This is a genomic window from Pseudomonas piscis (assembly GCF_009380155.1).
GTDB lineage: Bacteria > Pseudomonadota > Gammaproteobacteria > Pseudomonadales > Pseudomonadaceae > Aquipseudomonas > Aquipseudomonas piscis.
On the sequence record NZ_WHUV01000005.1, the window covers coordinates 211,984 to 236,785 of the forward strand.

At 65.2% G+C, this 24,802-nt stretch carries 17 protein-coding genes; 6 read left to right on the forward strand and 11 right to left on the reverse strand.

Features of this window, described 5'->3' with window-relative positions; all coding sequences use genetic code 11:
- The first annotated feature begins 4 nt into the window (after positions 1–4).
- Positions 5–223 (forward strand): DUF2970 domain-containing protein, encoded by a 219-nt coding sequence (locus GDH07_RS25710; protein ID WP_022639447.1) that lies wholly within the window; start codon positions 5–7, stop codon positions 221–223.
- A gap of 4 nt (positions 224–227) precedes the next feature.
- Here the strand turns inward: GDH07_RS25710 and GDH07_RS25715 are convergent, their stop codons facing one another.
- The gene (locus GDH07_RS25715; protein WP_152899316.1) at positions 228–1,313 is read right to left on the reverse strand and encodes an ABC transporter substrate-binding protein; all 1,086 of its coding nucleotides are present in this window, start codon (positions 1,311–1,313) and stop codon (positions 228–230) included.
- Positions 1,314–1,907: 594 nt separating this feature from the next.
- Between GDH07_RS25715 and GDH07_RS25720 the strand changes: the two genes are divergently transcribed.
- Positions 1,908–3,566, forward strand: coding sequence for a nitrite/sulfite reductase (locus GDH07_RS25720; RefSeq protein WP_053131174.1), 1,659 nt, complete (start codon positions 1,908–1,910; stop codon positions 3,564–3,566).
- On the forward strand, positions 3,550–4,044 hold the full coding sequence (locus GDH07_RS25725) for a DUF934 domain-containing protein (RefSeq protein ID WP_068581431.1): 495 nt from the start codon (positions 3,550–3,552) through the stop codon (positions 4,042–4,044). Before GDH07_RS25720 ends, GDH07_RS25725 begins: the two co-directional genes overlap by 17 nt.
- A 179-nt stretch (positions 4,045–4,223) precedes the next feature.
- Here the strand turns inward: GDH07_RS25725 and sohB are convergent, their stop codons facing one another.
- A complete protein-coding gene (gene sohB, locus GDH07_RS25730; RefSeq protein ID WP_022639407.1) occupies positions 4,224–5,249 on the reverse strand; it encodes a protease SohB in 1,026 nt (341 codons plus the stop codon).
- A gap of 202 nt (positions 5,250–5,451) precedes the next feature.
- Here sohB and GDH07_RS25735 point away from each other — a divergent pair, with 202 nt between their 5' ends.
- Together GDH07_RS25735 and GDH07_RS25740 are read left to right on the forward strand one after the other, a co-directional pair.
- A complete protein-coding gene (locus GDH07_RS25735; protein ID WP_022639408.1) occupies positions 5,452–6,162 on the forward strand; it encodes a histidine phosphatase family protein in 711 nt (236 codons plus the stop codon).
- A gap of 51 nt (positions 6,163–6,213) precedes the next feature.
- Positions 6,214–6,528, forward strand: coding sequence for an SCP2 sterol-binding domain-containing protein (locus GDH07_RS25740; RefSeq protein WP_022639409.1), 315 nt, complete (start codon positions 6,214–6,216; stop codon positions 6,526–6,528).
- 56 nt (positions 6,529–6,584) lie between these two features.
- Here GDH07_RS25740 and GDH07_RS25745 read toward each other — a convergent pair whose 3' ends face one another.
- From GDH07_RS25745 to GDH07_RS25780, 8 genes are all read right to left on the reverse strand, one after another.
- Positions 6,585–8,180 carry an ABC transporter ATP-binding protein gene (locus GDH07_RS25745; RefSeq protein WP_152899317.1) on the reverse strand — a complete coding sequence of 532 codons (1,596 nt, stop codon included), beginning with the start codon at positions 8,178–8,180 and terminating at the stop codon, positions 6,585–6,587.
- A gap of 17 nt (positions 8,181–8,197) precedes the next feature.
- Positions 8,198–9,220 carry an ABC transporter permease gene (locus tag GDH07_RS25750; protein ID WP_152899318.1) on the reverse strand — a complete coding sequence of 341 codons (1,023 nt, stop codon included), beginning with the start codon at positions 9,218–9,220 and terminating at the stop codon, positions 8,198–8,200.
- Positions 9,217–10,281, reverse strand: coding sequence for a microcin C ABC transporter permease YejB (locus GDH07_RS25755; protein ID WP_053131177.1), 1,065 nt, complete (start codon positions 10,279–10,281; stop codon positions 9,217–9,219). Before GDH07_RS25755 ends, GDH07_RS25750 begins: the two co-directional genes overlap by 4 nt.
- A complete protein-coding gene (locus GDH07_RS25760; RefSeq protein ID WP_152899319.1) occupies positions 10,268–12,121 on the reverse strand; it encodes an extracellular solute-binding protein in 1,854 nt (617 codons plus the stop codon). Before GDH07_RS25760 ends, GDH07_RS25755 begins: the two co-directional genes overlap by 14 nt.
- A 197-nt stretch (positions 12,122–12,318) precedes the next feature.
- Positions 12,319–15,225: a TonB-dependent receptor gene (locus tag GDH07_RS25765; RefSeq protein WP_246196039.1), complete on the reverse strand. Its 2,907-nt coding sequence runs from the start codon at positions 15,223–15,225 to the stop codon at positions 12,319–12,321.
- 237 nt (positions 15,226–15,462) lie between these two features.
- Positions 15,463–18,399, reverse strand: a complete 2,937-nt coding sequence (locus GDH07_RS25770; RefSeq protein WP_152899320.1) for a TonB-dependent receptor — start codon at positions 18,397–18,399, stop codon at positions 15,463–15,465.
- Positions 18,400–18,492: 93 nt separating this feature from the next.
- The gene (locus tag GDH07_RS25775) at positions 18,493–19,458 is read right to left on the reverse strand and encodes a FecR domain-containing protein (RefSeq protein WP_152899321.1); all 966 of its coding nucleotides are present in this window, start codon (positions 19,456–19,458) and stop codon (positions 18,493–18,495) included.
- On the reverse strand, positions 19,455–19,967 hold the full coding sequence (locus tag GDH07_RS25780) for a sigma-70 family RNA polymerase sigma factor (protein WP_022639416.1): 513 nt from the start codon (positions 19,965–19,967) through the stop codon (positions 19,455–19,457). Before GDH07_RS25780 ends, GDH07_RS25775 begins: the two co-directional genes overlap by 4 nt.
- Before the next feature lie 301 nt (positions 19,968–20,268).
- On the opposite strand from GDH07_RS25780, the gene GDH07_RS25785 reads away from it, so the two are divergent.
- Positions 20,269–21,987 (forward strand): hydrogenase maturation protein, encoded by a 1,719-nt coding sequence (locus GDH07_RS25785; RefSeq protein WP_152899322.1) that lies wholly within the window; start codon positions 20,269–20,271, stop codon positions 21,985–21,987.
- A 47-nt stretch (positions 21,988–22,034) separates the two neighbouring features.
- Here GDH07_RS25785 and GDH07_RS25790 read toward each other — a convergent pair whose 3' ends face one another.
- Entirely contained in the window at positions 22,035–24,668 is a 2,634-nt protein-coding gene (locus GDH07_RS25790; RefSeq protein ID WP_152899323.1) for an MGH1-like glycoside hydrolase domain-containing protein, read from the reverse strand.
- Positions 24,669–24,802 lie beyond the last annotated feature (134 nt).

The window sequence follows — 24,802 nt, forward strand, 5'->3', positions numbered from 1 at the left end:
ATTTATGGACGATCCAAGCAACAACCAGCCACCGACCTTCCTGCAAATGCTGCAAAGCGTCCTGGCGGCAGCCTTCGGCGTACAAAGCGGGAAGAATCGCGCCCGCGACTTCACCCACGGCAAGCCCAGCCACTTCATCGCGCTGGGCATCCTGTTCACCACCTTGTTCGTCCTGGTGCTGCTGGGCATCGCCAAGCTGGCGATGCACCTCGCGGGAGTCTGAAGCGCTAGTGCAGCAGCAACTGCAACCCGAAGGGGTAGCGATAGGCGTCCGGCTTGCCCTGGGCGGACAAGGCGCGGAAATTCACCCCGCTCCCGGCACGGTCTCCCAGGCGCAGCAATTGCTGCGCCTGGCCCGGGGTCAGCGGCTGCAATAGCGGCAAGCGCCAATCCGGCCCGCCCTGGCGCCGGGTGTCGAGGCCCAGCGCGTCGTCGTGGAGCGTCACCAGGGCCCAGCCGCCCAGGGTGAAGTGCCCGGCGACCAGGACCGACAATTGCCCATCGATCAAGGCCTGCAGCGCTTGCGGCGAGCTGTTGAGGCCGCTGAACAACACGTCCTTGCCGGGCTTCAGGCCCAGCTCGCGAGCCGCACTCATGGCCCCCAGGGCCATCTCATCATTGGCCGACCAGACCAGCCGGGCCTGCGGGTAACGCCGCAGCAACTGCTGGGCCTGGCGGTAGGCACGCTCACGGTTCCATTCGCCATAGACCAGCTGGCGCAGGTGCACCTGCGGGAATTCGGCCAGGGCCCGGCGCAGGCCCTGCTCGCGCAATTGCGCCGAGGGCGTGACCTTGAGACCGGAAAACGCCAGCAACTCGACGCTCTGCCCCGCAGGCACCGGGCCATGCTTGCGCAGCAATTCCTTGAGCATCAGGTAGCCGGCCTCTTCGTCGTTGCCGAGCATGCTGCCGATCCAGTCGGAATACTTGTGCCGGCTCTGGCCGATCAGCTCACGCTGATCCTGGGTCAATGCGCTGTTGACGATGAACAGCTTGATCCCGGTGCCTTGGGACAAGCGCAGGATCTGCGGGGCGATGTACTGCTCGTTCACCAGCACCAGGTAGTCCGGTCGATGTTCGCCCTGGATCACCTGCCGCGCCTGCTCCAGGGTCCGGCCGGCGTCGCGCTCGGCATAGAGGATGCGCAAGTCCATGCCCAGGTCGCGAGCGGCGGCCTGCATGAAATGCGAATAGCTGACCCAGAAGGTTTCGGTCGAGTTGCCGGGATTGAGGAAGACCACCGAGGTCGCCTGAGCCATGCTCCAGAACGGCAGGCTCAACCACACCACGCACTTGCACAACAGCTTGAACATCACGAAAAGAGCCCCAGAATGATCCCAGCAGTATAACTGGCAAGATGCTGGCCAATAGCGGTAAATTGTCGTGATTGTCCGACAATCCAGGCTCTGTAAGGCCTCTCTACTACTGGTGGCTGACCCAGAACACGGCCGTACCCACGACCAGTATGATCAGAAAGAGAATGGCCCAAGCATCGACACTGCTGTCACTTTTCCTGGCTTTGGTTGGATGGCTCATAGCATCGCCTCTAGTGGATTTTATCGGTGACTGCTCAAAGACACGCCCACAGTTAAGACCAGGATTTCCCACACCACAAATGTGGATACTGAGAAAGCCCTACCGTTAGTCGTTTTGGTTCTTTGCATATACTCAAACATCACTTTTGCGCATAACCGCAAACTGGTATCGTTCGGCGGCTCCGATCGGAGTGCGCGGCCGTGCGCGCAGATTTGCTTACGTAGGTGGTGTTGAGCGTCAACGAAGGCAAGACGAGGTGGATGCGGTGACAGACCGCGATCGACTCCAGTCAAAGCGCCCTGAGCACCTGTTCACCGCAGTATTTGCCGAGTGCGCCTACAAGCCACCTGTAGCCTGAGAACTGGACCTATATGTACGTATACGACGAGTACGATCAGCGGATCATCGAGGACCGCGTCAAGCAGTTCCGTGATCAGACCCGACGCTATCTGGCAGGCGAGCTGAGCGAAGAAGAATTCCGCCCCCTGCGCCTGCAGAACGGGCTTTATATCCAACGCTTCGCCCCGATGCTGCGGGTCGCCGTGCCTTATGGCCAGCTGAACTCGCGCCAGGCGCGAATGATGGCCAAGATCGCCCGCGACTACGACAAGGGCTACGCGCACATCAGTACCCGGCAGAACGTGCAGTTCAACTGGCCGGCCCTGGAAGACGTGCCGGAGATCCTGGCCGAGCTGGCCACCGTGCAGATGCATGCCATCCAGACCAGCGGCAACTGCCTGCGCAACGTCACCACCGACCAGTTCGCCGGCGTCGCTGCAGATGAACTGGTAGACCCGCGCCCGTGGTGCGAGATCGTCCGCCAGTGGACCACCTTCCACCCCGAATTCGCCTACCTGCCGCGCAAGTTCAAGATCGCCATCAATGGCTCGACCGCAGACCGCGCGGCCATCGAGGTGCACGACATCGGCCTGGAGCCGCACTACAACGCCGCCGGCGAGCTGGGCTTCCGGGTGCTGGTGGGCGGTGGCCTGGGCCGGACCCCGGTGGTCGGCGCCTTCATCAACGAGTTCCTGCCCTGGCAGGACCTTCTGAGCTACCTCGACGCCATCCTGCGGGTCTACAACCGCTACGGCCGGCGCGACAACAAGTACAAGGCGCGGATCAAGATCCTGGTCAAGGCCCTGACTCCCGAAGTGTTCGCCGAGAAGGTCGAGGCCGAGATGGTCCACCTGCGCGGCGGCCAGACCACCCTGACCGAGGCCGAAGTGCATCGCGTGGCCCGGCACTTCGTCGATCCGGACTACAAGGCCCTGGACAACCAGGATGCCGCCCTCGCCGCCCTGGACCAGGAGCACCCGGGTTTCGCCCGCTGGCGCACCCGCAACACCCTGGCCCACAAGAAGCCGGGTTATGTCGCCGTGAGCCTGTCGCTCAAGCCCACCGGCGTGGCCCCTGGAGATGTCACCGACAAGCAGTTCGATGCCATCGCCGACCTGGCCGACCGCTACAGCTTCGGCTTGCTGCGCACGTCCCACGAGCAGAACGTGATCCTCGCCGACGTCGAGCAGAGCCAGCTGTTCACCCTCTGGGGCGAACTGCGGGAAAACGGCTTCGCCACGCCGAACATCGGCCTGCTGACCGACATCATCTGCTGCCCTGGCGGTGATTTCTGCTCCCTGGCCAACGCCAAGTCGATCCCGATCGCCGAATCCATCCAGCGCCGTTTCGACGACCTGGACTACCTGTTCGACATCGGCGAGCTGGACCTCAACATCTCCGGTTGCATGAACGCCTGTGGCCACCACCACGTGGGCCACATCGGCATCCTCGGCGTCGACAAGAAAGGCGAGGAGTTCTACCAGGTCTCCCTGGGTGGCAGCGCCAGCCGCGACGCCAGCCTGGGCAAGATCCTCGGCCCGTCCTTCGCCCAGGACGACATGCCGGACGTGATCTCCAAGCTGATCGACGTGTACGTCGAACAGCGTACCGAGGACGAGCGCTTCATCGACACCTATCAACGTATTGGCATCGACCTCTTCAAGGAGCGCGTCTATGCAGCGAATCATTAAGAACAACGAGGTCGTCGACGAAACCTGGCACCTGCTGCCCAAGGACGCGACCCTCGACGGCATCTCCAACTGCGACGACCTGATCGTGCCGCTGGCACTGTGGCGCGACCACGGCCACGCCCTCAAGGCCCGTGACGGCGGCCTGGGCATTTGGCTGGATGCGGACGAAGAAGCCGAAGAAATCGGCGACGATGTCCATAACTTCCAGGTAATCGCCCTGAACTTCCCGGCGTTCACCGATGGCCGCAACTACTCCAACGCCCGCCTGCTGCGCGACCGCTATGGCTACAAGGGCGAACTGCGAGCCATCGGCGACGTGCTGCGCGACCAGCTGTTCTACCTGCAGCGCTGTGGTTTCGACGCTTACGCACTGCGGGCCGACAAGGACCCCTACGAAGCCCTGGAAAGCCTCAAGGACTTCTCGGTGACCTACCAGGCCTCCACGGACCAGCCACTGCCGCTGTTCCGCCGCCGCTAGGCCTGCGCCAACAAAAAGCCCTGGAGCGGTTTCCCGCTCCAGGGCTTTTTTGTATCTGTCGTCTTCTAGACCGTCATCGCGAGCAAGCTCCTACAGAAGGGTTCGAGCCTTGTTGCAGGAGCGAGGCTTGCCCGCGATCGCTCACCAGAAGAGCACCAACGGCAAGCTCGCGCGCAGCATTACCAGAAACGCTGCTGGGTCAGGCGGCTCCACCAGGTCAGCAACACACGGTCGACCGAACCGCTGGCCGCCAGCCCTACCCGCTCCTGCAAGCTCTTGCGCTCGGCGTAGTGCAGGTGGAAGACCTCGGCCGCCTTGGCTTTCTCGGCCAGGTACTCGTCGCTGGTCTGCAACTCGTCCACCAGTTGTTTTTCCTGGGCGGCCACACCCAGCCAGACCTCGCCGGTGGCCACTTCGTCGATGGCCAGTTGCGGGCGATAGCGGGCCACGAAGTTCTTGAACAATTGATGGGTGACGTCCAGGTCCTCCTGGAACTTCTCCCGGCCCTTCTCGGTGTTCTCGCCGAACACCGTCAGGGTGCGCTTGTACTCGCCGGCGGTGAGTACCTCGAAGTCGATGTCGTGCTTCTTCAGCAGGCGATTGACGTTGGGCAACTGCGCCACCACGCCGATGGAGCCGAGGATGGCGAAGGGGGCGCTGATGATCTTCTCACCGATGCAGGCCATCATGTAGCCGCCGCTGGCCGCGACCTTGTCGATGCACACCGTCAGCGGTACCCCGGCCTGGCGAATACGCGCCAGCTGCGAGGAGGCCAGGCCATAGCTGTGGACCATGCCGCCGCCGCTTTCCAGGCGCAGCACCACTTCATCCTTGGGCGTGGCCAGGCTCAGTACCGCGGTGATCTCATGGCGCAGGCCCTCGGTGGCCGACGCCTTGATATCGCCGTTGAAATCCAGCACGAACACCCGCGGCTTATCCTCGGCGGGCTGTTTCTTCTGCTTCTTCTCGGCCTTGCCCTTGGCCTTGCGCAAGGCCTTGAGCTGCTCCTTGTCCAGCAGGCTTTGCTCCAGGCGCTCGCGCAGGTCCTTGTAGAAATCGTTCAGCTTGCTGACCTGCAACTGCCCGGCCCCCTTGCGCCGGCCCTTGCTGCGCAGCGCGGCAGCGGTGATCAGCACCACCAGGATGGCGACCACCAGGGTCACGGTCTTGGCCAGGAAACTGGCGTACTCGATGAAAAACTCCACGGAAACTCCTTACGCATGATCGCCACCCACCGGCGGCGCAATGGGCCCAAGCATACCGACGCGACCGGTCGGCCACCAGTCGCGAAACCTTGTGGGGACGCGCTCCAACAATCATTTCAAACAAGCGTATGTTTTTTCATTGACAGCTCACCGGCATCCTCATAACCTCGCAAAACTTTCAACGTACCGGGATGACGCGGACGTGGGCAGCATCTATCTGATTCGACATGGCCAGGCCTCTTTTGGTGCAGACGACTACGACGTGCTGTCGCCCATCGGCGTGCGCCAGGCCACCGTCCTCGGCGATCACCTGGCGGCCCTCGGGGTGAACTTCGATCGCTGCCTGTCCGGCGACCTGCAACGCCAGCAGCATACCGCCCAGGCCACCCTGGAACAGCTGGCTGTCGCTGGGCTGGCCACGCCGGCCCTGGAGATCGACCCGGCGTTCAACGAATTCAATGCCGACGCCATCATCCGCGCCCTGTTGCCCGACCTGCTGCCCCAGGAACCCGAAGCGCTGCACACCCTGCGCAACGCCGCGCAAAATCGCGGCGAATTCCAACGCATCTTCGCCCTGATCATCCAGCGCTGGCTGGCCGGCACCTACGACCCGCCCGGCCTGGAAAGCTGGCTGGGCTTCGTCGAACGGGTCCAGGGTGGCTTGCAGCGCATCCTCGAAGCGGCGGACAACCGGCAGAAGATCGCCGTGTTCACCTCCGGCGGCACCATCACCGCCCTGCTCCACCTGATTACCCGGATGCCTGCCCAGCAGGCCTTCGAACTGAACTGGCAAATCGTCAACACTTCGCTCAACCAGCTGAAGTTCCGCGGTCGCGAAGTGTCCTTGGCCTCCTTCAACGGTCATACGCACCTGCAACTGTTGAAGGCACCGGAGCTCATCACTTTCCGCTGAGCCCGGCTTACCGTGAACCCTTGCTGTAACCACCCATAAAAGGATCGAACCATGACCTCCGTAGCTGACGCCGTACAAGCCATGCAAGCCAAGTTCAACCCAGCTGCCGCTGCCGGCCTGGACCTGGTCTTCGGTTTCCGCATCGATGACACCAAGCACTTCTCGCTGGTGGTGAAAGACAGCACCTGCGAACTCAAGGAAGGCGAGAACCCAGACGCCCAAGTCACCCTGGTGATGGACGGCGAAACCCTGGACGGTATCGTCAGCGGCGAAACCGACGGCATGCAGGCCTTCATGGGCGGCAAGCTGCGCGCCGAAGGCGACATGATGCTGGCCATGAAACTGAGCGAGCTGTTCCCAGCCTAAGACCCCGCAAGGTCCGGCCATCCACGAATCCCGCCCCCTGGCGGGATTCGTCGTTTTCAGCCCGCGCCAGCTGGCAACGGCGCCACCCCGGACGCTGCCAGCAGCTCACGGGTATAGGGATGTCGCGCCGCCGCGAACAGCTGCTGGGTCTGGCCGCGCTCCACCACCTGGCCGTCCTTCATCACGATCAGGTCATGGGCCAGGGCCTGGACCACCGCCAGGTCGTGGCTGATGAACAGGTAGGTCAGGTCATGCTCTTGCTGCAAGCGCCGCAGCAGTGCCACCACCTGCTTCTGCACTGTGCGATCCAGGGCCGAGGTGGGCTCGTCCAGCAGGATCAGCTCAGGCTTGAGCACCAGGGCCCGGGCGATGGCGATGCGCTGGCGCTGGCCACCGGAGAACTCGTGGGGATAACGGTGCCGCGCGGCCGGGTCCAGGCCCACTTGCTCCAGCACCTCGATCACCGCCCGCTCCTGTTGCCCAGAATCCAGGTCGGTGTGTACCCGCAAGCCCTCGGCGATGATCTGCTGCACGCTCAGGCGCGGGCTGAGGCTGCCGAAGGGGTCCTGGAACACCACCTGCAACTGCCGGCGCAGCGGCCGCAACCGCGCCCCTTCGAGCGTCTCCAGGGCCTGGCCATTGAAACGGATGCGCCCTTCGCTGGCGATCAGCCGCAGGATCGCCTGGCCCAGGGTCGACTTGCCCGAGCCGGACTCACCGACGATGCCCAGGGTCTTGCCCCGTTGCAGTTGCAGGTCAATGCCATCCACCGCCTTCAGGTAACGCCGTGGCCGCCACCAGCCGCCGCCCTGGCCGAACCAGACCTTCAACTGCTCCACCGCCAGCAGGGTTTCACTGCTGCCCCGGGGCAGCGCCTGGCCGCCGGGCTCGGCATTGAGCAATTCCAGGCTGTAGGGATGTCGCGGTGCCTGGAACAGCTGCTGGCAATCAGCCTGCTCGACAATGCAGCCGCCACGCATCACCGCCACTCGCTGGGCGATATGGCGCACCAGGTTCAGGTCATGACTGATGATCAGCAGCGCCATGCCCAGGCGCTGTTGCAACGCCTGGAGCAACAGCACGATCTTGCGCTGCACGGTCACGTCCAGGGCGGTGGTGGGCTCGTCGGCGATCAGCAACTCCGGTTCGCAGGCCAAGGCCATGGCGATCATCACCCGCTGGCGCTGGCCGCCGGACAACTGGTGCGGATAGGCCCTGAGCCGTTCCCGGGGGTTCTGGATACCCACCAGCTCCAGCAGTTCGAGGATCCGCTCCCGGGCCTGGGCACCGGCCAGGCCCTTGTGCAGGCGCAGGGTCTCGCCCAACTGCCGCTCGACGCTGTGCAGCGGATTGAGCGAGCTCATGGGCTCCTGGAAGATCATCGCGATGCGGTTGCCGCGCAATTGGCGCAAGCGGGCCGGCGCTACCCCCAGCAGTTCCTCCCCGCGATAGCGGATGCTGCCCGCGATCCGCGCCGCACGCGGGTCGAGCAATTGCAGGATGCTGTGGGCGGTCACCGACTTGCCGGAGCCGGACTCGCCCACCAGCGCCAGGCATTCACCAGGGCGGATCTGAAGGTCCAGGCCATGCACCACCTCGGTGGCACCGAAGGCCACCTTCAGGCCACGCAGTTCAATCAGGGCTTGGGTCATCTTGGGTACTCGCAGTTTCAACTCTTGGGATCGAAGGCATCGCGGCAGCCTTCGCCGATGAACACCAGCAACGACAGGATCAGTGCCAGGACGAAGAACGCCGTCAGCCCCAGCCAGGGCGCTTGCAGGTTGCTCTTGCCCTGGGCCACCAACTCGCCCAGCGACGCGCTGCCAGCCGGCATGCCGAAGCCGAGGAAGTCCAGGGCCGACAAGGTGGCGATGGCCCCGGTGAGAATGAACGGCAGGTAGCTCAGGGTGGCGTTCATGGCATTGGGCAGGATGTGCCGGCCCATCACCTGCAGGTCATCCACCCCCAGCGCCCGGGCCGCCTTGACGTACTCCAGGCTGCGGCTGCGCAGGAACTCGGTACGCACCACATCCACCAGGGCCAGCCAGGAGAACAGCGCCATGATCCCCAGCAGCCACCAGAAGTTCGGCTCGACGAAACCGGACAGGATGATCAGCAGGTACAGCACCGGCAGCCCCGACCAGACCTCCAGCAAGCGTTGCCCCCAGAGATCGACCCAGCCGCCGTAGTAGCCCTGCAAGGCGCCGGCAACGATGCCGACCAGCGCACTGATGGCCGTCAGCGACAAGGCGAACAACAACGACACCCGCACCCCGAAGATCACCCGCGCCAGCACGTCCCGGGCCTGGTCGTCGGTGCCCAGCCAGTTGTCGCCACTGGGCGGGCTGGGGGCCGGCTGCGTCAGCTCGTAGTTGATGGTGTCGTAGCCGAAGGGAATCGGCGCGAACAACAACCAGCCGCCCTGTGCCTCGATCAACTGGCGAACCGCAGCGCTGCGGTAGTCCGGCTGGAACGGCAACTGGCCGCCGAAATCCTGTTCGGTGTAGCGCTTGAAGGCCGGGAAATACCACTGCCCCTGGCACGCCACCAGCAACGGCTTGTCATTGGCGATCAGCTCGCCGCCCAGGCTCAGGGTGAACAGGCCGAGGAACAGCCACAACGACCACCAGCCACGCCGGTGCGACTTGAAACGTTGCCAGCGCCGCCGGCCAAGGGGAGACAGGGGCATCAGAGCTTCCTCGCCGCGAAATCGATGCGTGGGTCGACCAGGGTGTACGCCAGGTCGCCCAGCAGTTTTATCAACAAGCCGAACAGGGTGAAGATGAACAACGAGCCGAACACCACCGGGTAATCCCGGGATACCGCCGCCTCGTAGCTCATGCGTCCCAGGCCATCGAGGGAGAAGATCACCTCGATCAGCAGCGAACCGCCGAAGAACACCGTGACCAGCGCCTGGGGCAGCCCCGCCACCACCAGCAGCATGGCGTTGCGAAACACATGGCCGTACAACACCTGGCGCTCGGTCAGGCCCTTGGCCCGCGCGGTGACCACGTACAGGCGCGAGATCTCGTTGAGGAAGCTATTCTTGGTCAGCAGGGTCAGGGTGGCGAAACCGCCGACCACCAGCGCGCTGACCGGCAGCACCAGGTGCCAGAAATAGTCGGCGACCTTGCCCAGGGTGCTCAGTTGGTCGAAGTCGTCCGAGACCAGGCCGCGTACCGGGAACCAGTCCAGCAGGGTGCCGCCGGCGAACACCACGATCAGCAACAGGGCGAACAGGAACCCCGGCATGGCGTAGCCGACGATGATCGCCGCGCTGCTCCAGACATCGAAACCCGAGCCGTTGTGCACCGCCTTGCGAATCCCTAAGGGAATCGACACCAGGTAGGTGATCAGGGTCGCCCACAGGCCCAGGGACAAGGTCACCGGCAACTTGTCCAGGATCAGGTCGGTGACCGTGGCGCCACGGAAGAAGCTCTTGCCGAAATCCAGCCGGGCGTACTGCCCGAGCATCAGCCACAAGCGCTCGCTGGCGGGCTTGTCGAAGCCGTACTGGCGCTCGATGTCCGCCAGCAGCTTGGGGTCCAGGCCCCGGCTGGCCCGGGACTCGCCGGCCACGCTCTCCACATGCCCGCCGCCCACCGCGGCATTGGCGCCGATACCCTGCAAACGGGCGATGGCCTGCTCCACCGGTCCTCCGGGAGCGGCCTGGACGATGACGAAATTGACCAGCAGGATGCACAACAAGGTCGGTACGATCAGCAGCAGGCGCCGCAGGCTATAACCCAGCATGGACCACCTCCGCGCTGCGCTTGTGCATCTGGCCCTGGGTCAGCGCCGTCGGGCTGATCTCCCACCAGCTGTCCAGTCCGGCGTCATACAGCGGGGCGACCGCCGGGCGACCGAAGCGGTTCCACCACACCGTGGAGATGCCCGGTGGGTAATAGTTGGGAATCCAGTAGTAGCCCCACTGCAACACCCGGTCCAGGGCCCGGGCGTGGGCCAGCATGCTGCTGCGGCTGTCGGCCCGGACCAGGCCTTCGAGCAAGGCATCCACCACCGGGCTCTTGAGCACCATGTAGTTGTTCGAACCCGGATCGTCGGCCCCCTCGGCGCCGTAGTAGTTGAACAGCTCGCGCCCCGGAGCCTGGGACACCGGGTAGCCGACGACGATCATGTCGTAGTCGCGGCTGCGCACCCGGTTGGTGTACTGCGCGCTGTCCACCTGGCGAATGTCGAAGCCGATGCCGATCTGCGCCAGGTTGCGCTTGAACGGCAACAGCAGGCGCTCGAAGCCCTTCTGGCCATTGAGGAAGGTGAACTGCAGCGGCTCGCCGGCGGCATTTACCAGACGATCGCCGCTGGGGGTCCAGCCGGCCTCGCGCAACAGTTGCAGCGCCTGCAACTGTTGGCCACGGACGATCCCGCTGCCATCGGTCCTGGGCGCCTCGAACACCTGGCTGAAGACCTCATCCGGGACCTGAGCGCGCCAGGGTTCGAGGATCTGCAACTCCTCTGCCGAGGGCAGGCCCACCGCCGCCAGTTCGCTGTGGGAGAAGAAGCTGCGCTGGCGCAGGTACATGCCGCGCATCATCTGCCGGTTGCTCCACTCGAAGTCCCACAGCAAGGCGATGGCCTGGCGTACCCGGCGATCCTGGAACAGCGGCCGCTGCAGGTTGAAGACGAACCCCTGGGTGCCCTGGGCCGCGCCAGGGGCCAGGTGCTCGCGCTGCAGGCGGCCATCGTCCAGGGCGGCACCGGCATAACCGATGGTGTAGGCAGTGGCGGAGAACTCGCGGTTGTAGTCATAGCCACCGGCCTTGAGGATCTGCCGCGCCACATCGGTATCGGAAAAGAACTCCAGGCGCAGGCGATCGAAGTTGTAGCGCCCGCGCGCCACCGGCAGGCGCTCGCCCCACCAGTCCTTGACCCGCTCGAAGGTCACGCTGCGCCCGGCATCCACCTTGGCCACTCGGTACGGGCCACTGCCCAGGGGCGGCTCGAAGCCGCCGCCATCGGCAAAATTGCGTCCGCGCCACCAGTGTTCCGGCAGCACCGGCAACGACGCCAGGTCCAGGGGCAAGGTGCGGCTCTCGGCATTCTTGAACACGAAGCGCACCTGGCTCGGCGACTCCACCAGGACCTCGGCCACATCTGCGAACTGCTGGCGGTACTTGAGGCTGCCCTGGGTCATCAACAGTTCGAAGGTGAAGCGCACATCGCTGGCGCTGATCGGCCGGCCATCGGCGAAGCGCGCCGCCGGGTTCAGGTACAACCGCAGCCAGCGCCGGTCCGGGGCCAGCTCCAGGCCCTGGGCCACCAGGCCGTACACCGTGTAGGGCTCGTCCTGGGAGCGGTAGGCCAGGGGCGCGTAGACCCAGCCGTCGACCTCGGCCACCCCGGTGCCCTTGTCGATATAGGGCACCAGGTGGTCGAACGGCCCGCTCTCCAGGGAAGAACGGCGCAAGCTGCCGCCCTTGGGCGCATGCGGATTGACGTAGTCGAAGTGACTGAAGCCTGCCGGATACTTCGGCGCCTCGCCGTACACCGTCAACGACGGTTGCACGGCGGCCGACACTGCCGGGCTCAGCAGCACCCACAGCCAGAGCAAGAAGATGGTTCGCAACGGCATTGCAACAAGCCCCTCTGGACAGTGCCCGGGGGCTCGCCGGCCTTGATGGCCCGCGTGCCAGGTTCCCGGTCACGGTTCTCGATGATCGCAACGCCCCGCTCCTGCCTGTGTTGTGCAACCAGGCCGGCATTTTTATAGAGCGGGGTCTAGATCCATTGGTTATTAAAAAGCCTTCGGACTGCCGTTATCGGCTCGTTTCAGAAGCTGTAGCTGAGCCGGGTGTACAAGGTCCGCCCGAAGGGGTCCGAGTAACGCGGGTCGTAGCCGCTCTGGAAGGTGTAGGTCTGGTTGCTGAACGGCGGCTCGCGGTCCAGCAGGTTCTTCACCCCCAGGGTGACGGCCAGGGACTTGCGCCAGGTGTAGGTGCCCGCCAGGTCCCAGACGCTGTAGGCGCCAACGCTGTGGTGGGTGCTGGGGTCCGAGTCGTGATAGCCGCTGGTGTAGCGGTTGGTCAGGCTGGCGCCCAGCGGCCCCTGGTTCCAGGTCGCGGTCAGGCTGTGGCGCCAGCGCGCCACCGCACCGGCGGAGGAGAAATCACCGCCGCGAAAATCCCCCAGCTTGTCGATGAAGGCGCCCTTGAGCTCTTGCTGGTACTCGTAGCGGTTGACGTAGGTGCCTTGCAACGCCACGCCGAACTGGCCCCAGGCCAGGGCCGGCAGGCGATAGTCGAAGTTGACGTCCACCCCTTCGGTCTTGAGCTTGCCCAGGTTGGACAGGCCGGTGACCACATGGTCGATGGAGCCATCGGCCTTGCGCACCAGGCGATCGGGATACAGGCCGGGGTTCTCGAACGGCGAGGACTCGGGGAATTCGGCGATCTGGTTGGCGATATCGATCCACCAGAAATCCAGCCCGGTGGTCAGGCGCTCGAACGGCTGGTAGACGAAACCCAGGGTCACGTTGCGCGCGGTCTCGGGCTTGAGGTTGCGGTTGCCGCCAGAGCTGCGGTTGAACTGCTGGGCGCAGTCGCGGTTGGCGATCCCACCATTGCTCGGATTGCCGCCGGCGCACAGCACCGGATCGTTGTAGTTGGCGTTGGTGAAGGTGGTATAGCTCGGGTTGTACAACTCGTACAACGAAGGGGCGCGGAAACCTTCGCTATAGGCACCACGAACCACCAGCTCGCGAAACGGCTGGAAGCGGAACGAATACTTGGGGTTGGTGGTGCTGCCGAAATCGCTGTACTTGTCATGGCGCACCGCCGCCGACAGCTCCAGGCTGTCGAGCACCGGTACGTTGAGCTCGGCGTACTGGGCCTGCACGCTGCGATCGCCCGTCACGGCACCATTGGGATCGACTCCCAGGTTCTGCAAGTCGCCGGCAAAGGCCGCGAAATCCTGATGAAAATCCTCCTTGCGATACTCGCCCCCCAGGGCCAGGCCGGCCGGCCCCGCACCGAACCAGTCGCCGATCTCGCGGCTGGCACGCCCGTCGATGGACTTGACCCGGCCCACAGCGGTGCCGTAGTCGCCGCTCACCGTGTTGGCCGCCAGCAAGGCTTGGCCTGCGCTGGTCTGGGGCCCGAAGGGGTTGATCACCCCGTCGGCGATCCCCTGGCGCACCGCCTGATCGAGCACATAACCGCTGCGGATGGTGTTGGTCACCTTGTTCTGGTTGTAGGCCGCGCCCAGGTTGTAGTCCCAGCCGGCCACATTGCCGTCGAAGCTCAGCAGCAAGCGCTGGTTGCTGTTGTCGTCTTCATGCCGGCGGGCGCCGACCGGAGCTTCGCGCCAGTTCACCGATACCGGCTGCGAGGGGTCGAGAACAAAGTCGCTGGGCCCCGGGGTGATGCCATTGCCCGGGTAGAACGCGGTACCCGGGTTGATCTGGTTGCCCATAAGGGTGCCGGGGCCGATCTGGGTGCGGTTCTGGTTGCGCGCCCAGAAGTACTCCAGGCTGACGTTATGTTCATCGCCAAGTTTGCCGGTGGCCTTGGCGAAGGCCGAGGTCTTCTCGGTTTCCGGCACCAGGTCCAGGTAACTCCACAGGCTCTGCCGGCAGATGCCATTGCGCGACAGCAACCCCGGGGCGTTGCAGCCGGAACCGGCCAGGGGGTTGGTGGCGTTGCCGCCCTGGTTCCAGTTGGCCGGGAAGGCCGTGCCGGAGGTGTAGTCCAGGCCGCGACCGGGCTGGTAGTTGTAGGTGTAGCCACGGTCCTTGGCCGCCAGGCGTTCCTGCTTGTCGTGGCTGACCACGCCAAAGACATTGAAGCGATCTTCCTCCAGGTCGCCGAACCCCCAGCTGCCGCTGAAGTTCTTGCTCTGGCCACCGCCCGAATGGGTCGGGGTGTCGTAGCTGGTGCTGACCTGGCCGGTGGTGAGGCTGGTCTTGGTGATGAAGTTGATCACCCCGCCGATGGCATCGGTGCCGTACAGCGCCGAAGCACCGTCACGCAGGACCTCGACCCGATCGATGGCGGCGAAGGGAATGGTGTTCAGGTCCACCCCGGAACCGTTGCTGGAGCTGGTGGCGTTGTTGCTCAGGCGCCGGCCGTTGAGCAGCACCAGGGTCTTGTTCGGGCCGATGCCACGCAGGTCGGCGAAGGCCGCTCCGCCGCTGCTGGAGCCCACCGAACGCCCGGAGCCCACCGAGGACTGGTTGGCGGAAATGCGGTTGATCAACTCCTCGGTGCTGGTCACCCCCTGCTCGCGCAGCTTCTCGACCCGCAGGATGGTGACCGGCACCGCGGTCTCGGCATCGACCCGGCGGATCGCCGAACCGGTGACTTCGACCCGCTGCAACTGGGTGGTGGGCTCGGCGAAGGTCGCCGGGGTCGGCGCCACGCTGGCGGCCGGGGTCGCTGCGGCGCTGATCACCACGCCCTGGGCGCCCTCCTCATCCTTCAGGCCAGTGCCTTGCAACGCCAGGGCCAGGGCCTGGTTGTGGCTTAGCTGGCCCTTGATCGCCGGGGCGGTATGCCCGGCCACCAGCGCCTGGGAAAAAGAGATCGGCAGGCCGCTCTGGCGCGAGATGCTCAGCAGCGTCTGGTCCAGCGGGCCAGCGGGCAGGTCGAACGACTCGCTGGCGGCCCAGGCCGGCACAACCTGCAGAGACAGCAGCAAGGCCAGGCTCAAGGGGAATTTACGGGGTACAGACAGACTCATGGATAACCATCCCTGCGTTAGGTTTATGCAGGGATGTGCAATGGCCAGCGGTTTTTTATAGGCCCGGTTTAGACCGTTGGGAGCTGACCTTATACCCACCGGGAATGCACCGCTCGCCCCAGCGCTGAAGGTCCTGCGGACCTTGGCGCAGCCTCGCAGGCTCGGCAGCGGCTACAAGAACCGCCGCTGGTGTGGCCGCTGCCGCTGGCTGCGCAGGGCTCGCAGGGCCACGGGGATTCAACTGCCGAAGTGGTAGCTCAGGTCCAGCCACCATTGGCGCCCGTAGGCGTCGTAGTTGCCGGTGGGGTAATAGGGCCAGCCAGCGGAATCATCGTGCTTGTACTGGTTGAGCAGGTTGTTGACGGTCAGGCCGAGGCTGGCGCGGTCGTTGATCTTGTAACGGGCGCTGGCGTTGAACACCGTCCAGGGCGACAGCCGGCCATCGCCGTTGCCATTGGTGACGCTGCCGTAGCGGATACCCATCAGGGTCGCGCTGTAGTGCGCATAGTCCCAGGTCAGGCTGGCGTTGGCCTTGCTGCGCCAGTCATGGTTGCTGCGGTCGGAGCGCAAATCCAGGCTCGCGGCCTGGTCGGACTCCTTGTAGTAATGCGAAAGCACCAGGGTGTAGCCCAGGGTCGAGCTGAATGCCCCGTAGTCGCCAGCGCCCCAGCGAATGTTGCTCTTGATATCCAGGCCGCTGACCCGCTCGCTGGCGGCGTTGATGGCATTGACCCGCACCTGCTGCAGCTTGTTGGGGTCCACCGCGGCATTGCCGGGGTTGCGCTGGACCCGCGCCAGCACTGCCTGGCAACTGGCCGAGTTGATGTCCTGGGCGCCGCTGCGGCAGGCGTTCTCTTCCTGCAACAGGCGGTTCTGATCCACGCTCGTCAGCAAGTCGTCGATCTGCACCCGCCAGTAGTCGGCGGAAATATCGAAGTTGCGCGACGGCGACCAGACCAGGCCATAGGTCCAGGACTTGCCGCGCTCGGACTTGAGGTCGCTGGTGCCACTCTGCACGTAGTCCACCCGCCCGCGATCGCAGGCGCCCTCCACGCCCTTGCTGCAGCCGTAGTAGTCGATCTGGTCGGGGTAGTAGCCGTTGTTGTCGGCCTGGTAGATGTAGTTCAGGTCCGGCGCACGAAAGCTGGTGCCATAGCTGCCGCGTACCAGCAGGCTGGTCAGCGGGCGCCATTCCAGGCCCAGGTTGTAGGTCTTCTGCTGCTCGCTGCGATCGGCGAACTTGTACTGGTCCCAGCGTCCGGCCAGGGACGCCAGCACGCTATCGGTGACCGGCACGCTGAACTCGCCGCCCAGGGCGTAGCGCTTGCGCGAGCCACCGGACTCCTGCGCCGGTGCAACGCCGTAGAACAGCCCCTCGTTGAGCCCCGAGTCGGGCTCGATGCGATACGACTGCTTGCCCATTTCCAACACCCCGGCGAACCCCACCGGCCCGGCCGGCAAGTCGAACAGATCACCGTTAATCGAGGCGTTGTAGGTCTGCGACACCGAGCGGCTGGTCTCGGTCTGGTTGCGACGGAACTGGCGCCACTCGTCGGGAGTCAGCGGCCGGTCCAGGCGCGCCGGGTCCGGAGCGAACACCGGGTGGCCATCCTGGGTACCCAGCTGCGGCCCCAGGTAGAAATCGCGGATGGTCGACAACGGCCGGTAGCGGGTGCTGCGCACGCTGCGATATTCCGAGCGGTTGGCCGCCAGCTCGTAGCTCCAGCCACTGTCGCCGAGTTGGTCGGACAGCCCCAGGGTGCCGGTCCAGGAAGTCTCCCGCCATTTGCTGTTGTTGCTGGTGCGCCCGCCGATCTCCTCCTCGGAGAAGCGCCGGAACCAGCGCTCGAGATTGCCGGTGTTGGCGTTGATGAAATCCGGGGAGGTGAAGGTCGGGCCGCGGGTGTTGTTCTGGATATGGTCCAGGCCGTACATCAGGTCGGCGTACAACTGCCCGCTATCGCTGAAGTGCCAGGTACCGCGGGTGTAGCCGTCGTAGTTTTCCTTCTGGGTCTGCAAGGTCCAGTAGTCGTTGTACATCTGGTCGGTGGTACAGCGCCCGCCGCTACCGCCCAGGTGATTGCCGAAGGTGCCCTGGTAGGCGCCACACCCGGGGCCCAGGTAGCGGCCGGTATCGAGGTTGCGCCGGTAGCCGACGTCCACCGCCGGGCTGCTGCTCATGAACCCGCGGTCGTCGGCCCAGATCGGTTCGCGCCGGGTCAGCTCCAGGCCGAACAGGCCATCGAAGTCGCCCCAGCTGCCGCCACCGCTCAATTGCAGGCGCTGGTTGTCGCCACCACCACGCTCGCTGGTGCCACCGCGCAGGTTGAGGTCGATGCCGTCGATCTTCTTCTTGAGGATGATGTTGACCACCCCGGCGATGGCATCCGAGCCGTAGATCGCCGAGGCCCCACTGCTGAGGATCTCGATGCGTTCGATGACCGCCGAAGGAATGTTGGCCAGGTTGGTGAAGTTGACCTGGCCGCCATAGGCGGTCGGATAGTCCGCCACTCGCCGGCCGTTGATCAGCACCAGCGTATGGTTGGGGCCCAGGCCGCGCAGGTTGAGGGCACTGGCCGCCGGTTGCCAGGTGTTGCCGTAGTCCTCGCCCTGGGTCATGCCGGTGTTCTGGGTCTGGGTCGCCAGGGCGTCGTAGACATTGCGATAACCCCGGGCCTCCATCTCCTGCTGGGTGATCACGGTGACCGGAGTCGCACCGTCGGTCTGCGCCCGGGCGATGCGCGAGCCGGTGACCGTGACCTTCGATAGCCGTGGCTCGCTGGCACTGGCGGAGCTATCGGCGCGGACCGCAGCCGGGGCAGGCTTGGCCGCTGCCGGGCGCAAGACCAGGCCCTGGTCGCTGGCCTCCACTTCCAGGCCGCTGCCTTGCAACGCCCGCTCCAGCGCCTGGCGAGTTTCCAGCGCGCCACGAATGGCCGGCCCCTGCTTGCCTTGCACCAGGTCCTGGCGAAAGGAGATCGGTACCCCGCTCTGGCGCGAGATATCCAGGAGCACCTGGTCCAGCGGCCCCTTGGTGATATCGAAGGAGAAGACTCCGGCCGCCGGTTCCTGGGCCAGAAGCGGCGCCGGGCAACTGGCGATGCCCAGGACTACGGCCAACGACAATCGGCATAGATGCCGGAGCGGACGGTTGAAGCAGTTCTGTGAAGACATCCCGAAGCCCTTCCCTGTTGAATGCAGTTGCAGGGAATGAGCAGCGGCAGGCGGTTTTTTATAGGCCGTGGGTTAGGCCAAGGGGCTATGAGCTTATAACCCGCCTTGGCGCGGCTCGATGCTGACCCAGTAGGGGCTGTGGTAACGCACCCGGATCGGCAGCGAGCGCTCCAGCAGTTGCAGGGTGCGATCACTTTCGTCCAGCGGATAGAGGCCGCTCAAGCGCAAGCCGGCGACCTCGGGATCGACCCGCAGGATGCCGCGTCGGTATCGGCGCAATTGCTCGACGATTTCCCCCAGCGGCCGATCGCGCGCCTCCAGCAGGCCCCGGGTCCAGGCGCTTTCATAGCCCTTGGCCGCCTCCAGGGCCAACAAGCCCTGGCCGTCGAAACGCAGGCTCTGCCCCGCCGTCGCCACTTGCCGGGTGCCATTGGCCGTCAGCACCTCCACCTGGGAATGCAGCATCACCAACTGGGTCGAGGCTTCGTCGCGACGCACCAGGAAACGGGTCCCCAGGGCACGCATGCGACCATGCTCGGTCTGCACCACGAACGGTCGCGACGGATCCCTGGCCACGTCCACCTGCAACTCCCCACTGCACAGTTCAAGGTGGCGCTGGGCCTGGTCGAAATGCGCCAGCACCCGGGTCTGGGCATCGAGCAGCAGCGCACTGCCGTCGTCGAGGGTCAGGCTGCGACGCTCGCCCACGCCGGTGTACAGTGCGCCGGCGGGCGGCCACCAATCCAGCTGGCGCCCCAGCAGCCCCGTTGCCAACGCCGCGCCCAGCAGGCCCAGGCTGCTGCCGAGGAAGCGCCGCCGGCTCGAGGGGGCATTGAGGCTGTGCAGCAGGCTGTCGCGGCTCAGCTGGCGCAGGGCATTGTGTTGCAGGGCCGCGAACCCGCCGCCCATCAGGCCGATGACCTGCTCATGCTCAGGGTCGGCGCTGCGCCAGGCGGCGAACGCCTCGGCTTGCACCGCGCTCATCTGCCCCGACTGCAACAGGGCCATCCACTGGGCGGCCTCGTCCACCACCGCCGGGTCGATCCGCGAGCGGCTCATGTTTCCACCAATGCCAGGTAGCAACGCTTGAACGCCTCGGCCATGTACTGCTGCACCCGGCTGGTGGACACCTCCAGCAAGGCGCCGATCTGGGCATAGGTCAGGCCGTCCAGTTGGTGATAGAGGAAGGCCGCCTTGGCCTTGGCCGACAGGCCATCGAGCAGACGGTCCACCGCCAGCAACGCCTCGATCAGCAAAGCCCGTTCTTCGGGCGACGGGTGCACCGGCGCAGGCGCCAGCGCCAGGCTTTCCAGGTAGGCGCGCTCCAGGTCCTGACGGCGCCAGCCTTCGTAGACCAGGCGCCGGGCGATGGTGGTCAACAACGCCCGTGGTTCACGAATGGCGCTCGGATCGGGCAACGCCAGGACCCGCACGAAGGTTTCCGAGGCGATGTCCTGGGCGCTGTGGTGACAGCCCAGGGCCCGGGCGACGGAGGCGCACAACCATTGGTAGTCCTTTTTGAACATCTGCCCGATCAGCGGGTAATGAGGGTTCGGATTCGTACCCATGCCTTGCTCCCTCGGCAGGCGCTCGAGCGCCTGGCACACCGATGATTGCGCCGGGCCAGTCCCGGTCCCGGATTGAGGCAGCGACTGTGCAACAGCGTCGACCTTGTTTTGAAGTAATTAAAAATTCTCTGGCGATAACTAAAAAACATAAGCCATCCAGCGGCCTCTGCACCCTGGGTGCCGCTTGATTGATCTCGGTCAGCAGGTGGTTGCCTGTGCCCCCCTACTCTTGCGCCTCCATCACGGCCACGGACGGCTCAACGGGAGCCGCCAGCCCCATCACTCAAGGAAGAGTCTTGTCATGCGATCACTGAAGATCATCCTGCTGTCCACCGCTTTCAATGGCCTCACTCAACGCGCCTGGCTCGACCTGCGCCAGGCCGGGCATCGTCCCAGCGTCGTGTTGTTCACCAGCGAAGAGGAAGTCTGCCGGCAGGTCGAGGACGCCGGCGCCGACCTGGTGATCTGCCCCTTCCTCAAGGACCGGGTGCCGCAGCAGCTGTGGAGCAACCCCAAGCGGCCGGTGGTGATCATCCACCCGGGCATCGTCGGCGATCGGGGTGCCAGCGCCCTGGACTGGGCCATCAGCAAGGAACTCAAGCGCTGGGGCGTCACTGCCCTGCAGGCGGTGGAAGAAATGGACGCCGGGCCGATCTGGGCCACCCACGAATTCAACCTGCCGGCCGGGATGCGCAAGTCCGAGCTGTACAACGGTCCGGTCAGCGATGCGGCGATCCACTGCGTCCGCGATGTGGTGGAAAAATTCCGCAACGGCTACACCCCCGAACCACTGGACTACGACAAGCCCTCGGTGCTCGGCCGCCTGCAACCGAACATGAAGCAGGCGGACCGCACCTTCAGCTGGCATGACTGCGCCCAGTTCATCAAGCGCAGCATCGATGCCGCCGATGGCCAGCCCGGAGTCCTGGCCAGCCTCGCCGGTGGCCAGTACTACGTTTACGACGCGCACCTGGACCCGCGCACCGGTACCCCGGGGGAACTGCTGGCGGTACACGACGACGCGATACTGGTGGCCTGCGGCGACAGCAGCCTGTGGATCGGCTCCCTGCGGCTCAAGCCCCAGCCCGGCGAAGAGACCTTCAAGCGTCCGGCGCGCCATGTGCTCGGCGAACGCCTGGCCGCAGTGCCGGTACTGGACTGGTCGGTGGCCAGCACGCCGTTCAGCGCCGAGGCCTACCAGCCGATCCGTTATCGCGAATCCGGCAAGGTCGGCGAGCTGACCTTCGAGTTCTACAACGGCGCCATGAGCACCGAGCAATGCCAGCGCCTGGTCAGCGCCCTGCAATGGGCCAAGGCCCGCGACACCCAGGTGTTGCTGGTGCGCGGCGGCCGTGGCGCATTCTGCAATGGCGTGCACCTGAACGTGATCCAGGCGGCAGATGAACCGGGCCTGGAGGCCTGGGCCAATATCCAGGCCATCGACGATGTCTGCCGCGAGCTGCTCACCGCCCGCCAGCTGGTGGTCAGCGGCCTGACCGGCAATGCCGGCGCCGGCGGGCTGATGCTGGCCCTGGCCGCCGATGTGGTCCTGGCCCGGGCCGATACCGTGTACAACCCGCATTACAAGAGCATGGGCCTGTTCGGTTCCGAATACTGGACCTACAGCCTGCCCCGCGCCGTGGGCCAGCCCCTGGCCCGCCAGTTGACCGAGGCCTGTCTGCCCATCAGCGCCCTCCAGGCCCTGCAGATGGGCATGGTCCAGGAAGTGGGTCCACGGGATCCCGAAGAGTTCGGCCTGTGGCTGCTGCAACGGGCCAACGCCGTGCCCAGCGACCCGCGCTACCAGCACCTGCGCCAGCGCAAGCTCGACGCCGACCCGCAGTTGATGCAGCACTGCCGCAATGCCGAGCTGGAAGAAATGCACATGGACATGGTGCAGAACCGCAAGGGCTTCGCCGAGAAATGCCGCAATTTCGTGTACAAGCGCAAGACCTGCTGCACCCCCGAGCGCCTGATCGAAAGCTGGGCCAAGCCCCAGGACATCGCCCTGGTGGGTTGAACCGCGTTCCCCTCCTGAGCCGTCGCCCGGCTTGCCGGGCGGCGACTTCAGGCCCCCGGCTGCAACAGCAGCGCCACCAATGCGGTCCAGCCGGTCTGGTGGCTGGCCCCCAGCCCGCGTCCGTTGTCGCCATGAAAGTACTCATGGAACAGCACCAGGTCACGATCCCGGGCATCGGCCTGCAACTGCGGGTAGCCGCTCATGGACGGCCGCCGCCCGTCTTCGTCCAGCATAAACAACCGGGTCAGGCGCTGGCCCAGGCTGTCGGCCACTTCTTGCAGTGACGCCAGGTAACCCGAGCCCCGGGGATATTCCACCGAGAAGTTGACGTCGTAGTAGCGATGGAATTCGCGCAGGGATTCGATCAGCAAGTAATTGATCGGCATCCACAGCGGCCCGCGCCAATTGGAGTTGCCGCCATACAGGCGCGAACCGGACTCGGCCGGCTCGTAACGGGCGCACAGCTGCTTGCCGTCGACCTGCAGGGCGAATGGCTGCTCGAAGACCCTGGACAGCGAACGAATCCCGAACTCCGAGAGGAACTCGTTCTCGTCGAGCATGCGCTTGAGCAAATCCTTGGTTCGTTCCCCGCGCAGCAAGGCCAGCAGCAGGCGGTTGCCCTTGCCCGGCTCGTACCAGCGCGACACCAGGTTGGCCAGGTCCGGCCGATGGTGCAAAAAGCCCAGCAGGCGCTGGGCCAGCCCCGGCAGGCATTCATGTTCGTGCTGTTCCAGCACCTGCACCGCGAACAACGGCAACAGGCCGACGATGGAGCGCAGGCGCAGCGGCTCGCTGCGGCCGTCGGGACGTTGCAGCACATCGTAGAAGAACTGGTCCTGTTCGTCCCACAGGCCCTCGGCGCTGTCGTCCACCCGGTTGATGGCCCCGGCGATGTACAGGAAATGCTCGAAGAACTTCACTGCGATATCCACGTATACCGGGTTGCGCCGGGCCAGTTCCAGGGCGATGCGCATCAGGTCCAGGGCATAGGCCGCGACCCAGGCGGTGCCGTCGGCCTGGTCCAGGCTGTACCCCGGCGGCAAGGGCGCGGAACGATCGAACAGGGCGATGTTGTCCAGGCCGAGAAAACCACCCTGGAACAGGTTGCGGCCCTCCGAGTCCTTGCGATTGACCCACCAGGAGAAGTTCAGCAGCAGCTTGTGCAGGACCCGTTCGAGAAAGTCCATGTCGCCCTCGCCCGTGAGGGCCTTCTCCTGCTGGTAGACCCGCCAGCAGGCCCAGGCATGCACCGGCGGGTTGGCGTCGTCGAAACGCCATTCGTAAGCCGGCAACTGCCCATTGGGGTGCATGAAGCGGTCCTTGACCAGCAACAGCAGTTGCTGCTTGGCGAACCCCGGGTCGATCAGGGCGAACGCCACCGCCTGGAAGCCCAGGTCCCAGGAGGCGTACCAGGGGTATTCCCAGGTGTCGGGCATGCTGACGATGTCGCAGTTGGACAGGTGTCGCCAATGGCTATTGCGCAAGTGCTGGCGCGATTCGGGCGGCGCCGGTTGCCCGGGGTCGCCGTCGAGCCACTGGTTGACGTCGAAGTAGTACAGCTGCTTGGACCACAGCAGCCCGGCCAGGGCCTGGCGCTGCACATTGCGCGCATCGGCGTCGGTGATGCCCTGCTGCAAGGCCCCGTAGAACTGGTCGGCCTCGGCGCGGCGCTGCTCGAACAGGCGACGGGCATTGACCGGCCCGCTGCCCGCCGGGGCGAAGCGCAGGTACAGGCTACGGCTCTGGCCGCCGGCCAGTTCCAGGGCGAAATGCGCGGCGGCCTTGGAGCCGGAGTCGAAGGTCACCGCCGTGGCTTGGCCGTGCACCAGGTAATCGTTGATCCCGTCCTTGAACGGCCCCGGGCAGGCCAGGCCCTCGAGCCGCTGGAAATTGCTCTGGTTGTGGCAGAACAACCACTGGCAGGGCTCGGCTCCCCAGGCGCTGACCTCACGCTCGGGCAGCTTGGGATGCCGGGCCAGCAGTCGCTCACCCTCCAGGCGCAGGCTCGGCCGGGGCTGGTCACCACCCCAGCTCCAGGTGTTGCGCGCCCAGACCTGGGGCAAGACCCGCAGGCGCGCCGGCTGGTGGTAGCGGTTGTGCACCGTGACCCGCATCAACAGGTCGTCTACGGTGTGCTTGGCATACTCCACCGTCACATCGAAGTAGCGGTCGTCCTCGAAGATCCCGGTGTCGAGGATTTCGTACTCGGCATCATCCAGGCCACGGCGGGCGTTTTCCGCGACCAGGTCGGCATAGGGAAAGGCTCCCTGGGGGTACTTGTAGAGCATGCGCATGTAGGCATGGCTGGGCACGCCGTCGAGGTAGAAGTACAGCTCCTTGACGTCCTCGCCATGGTTGCCCTCGGCATTGTCCAGGCCGAACAGGCGTTCCTTGAGAATGCCGTCACGCTCGTTCCACAACGCCAGCCCCAGGCACCAGTGCTGGTCCTTGTCGGAGAACCCGGCCAGGCCATCCTCGCCCCAGCGATAGGCGCGGCTGCGGGCGTGGTCATGGGGGAAGTACTTCCAGGCTTCGCCGTCGGCGCTGTAGTCCTCGCGGACCGTGCCCCATTGCCGTTCGCTCAGGTAAGGCCCCCACTGACGCCAGTGTTCGGCGTCCGGTCCGTGCAGGCGCTGGCCTTCGGGGGTGTCGAGGATGCTGCTCGGGGATCTTGCCGGCATGGGGAATGTCCTTGGCCACGGGAACCCATGGCAGTGTAGAAGCAGACGCACCCGGGGCCGGTGACAAATCCTTCATGTTCGAGCCCGGAGCAAAGCGGTTAATTGCCCGGCGCCTGCTTCGTTATAATCGGCAA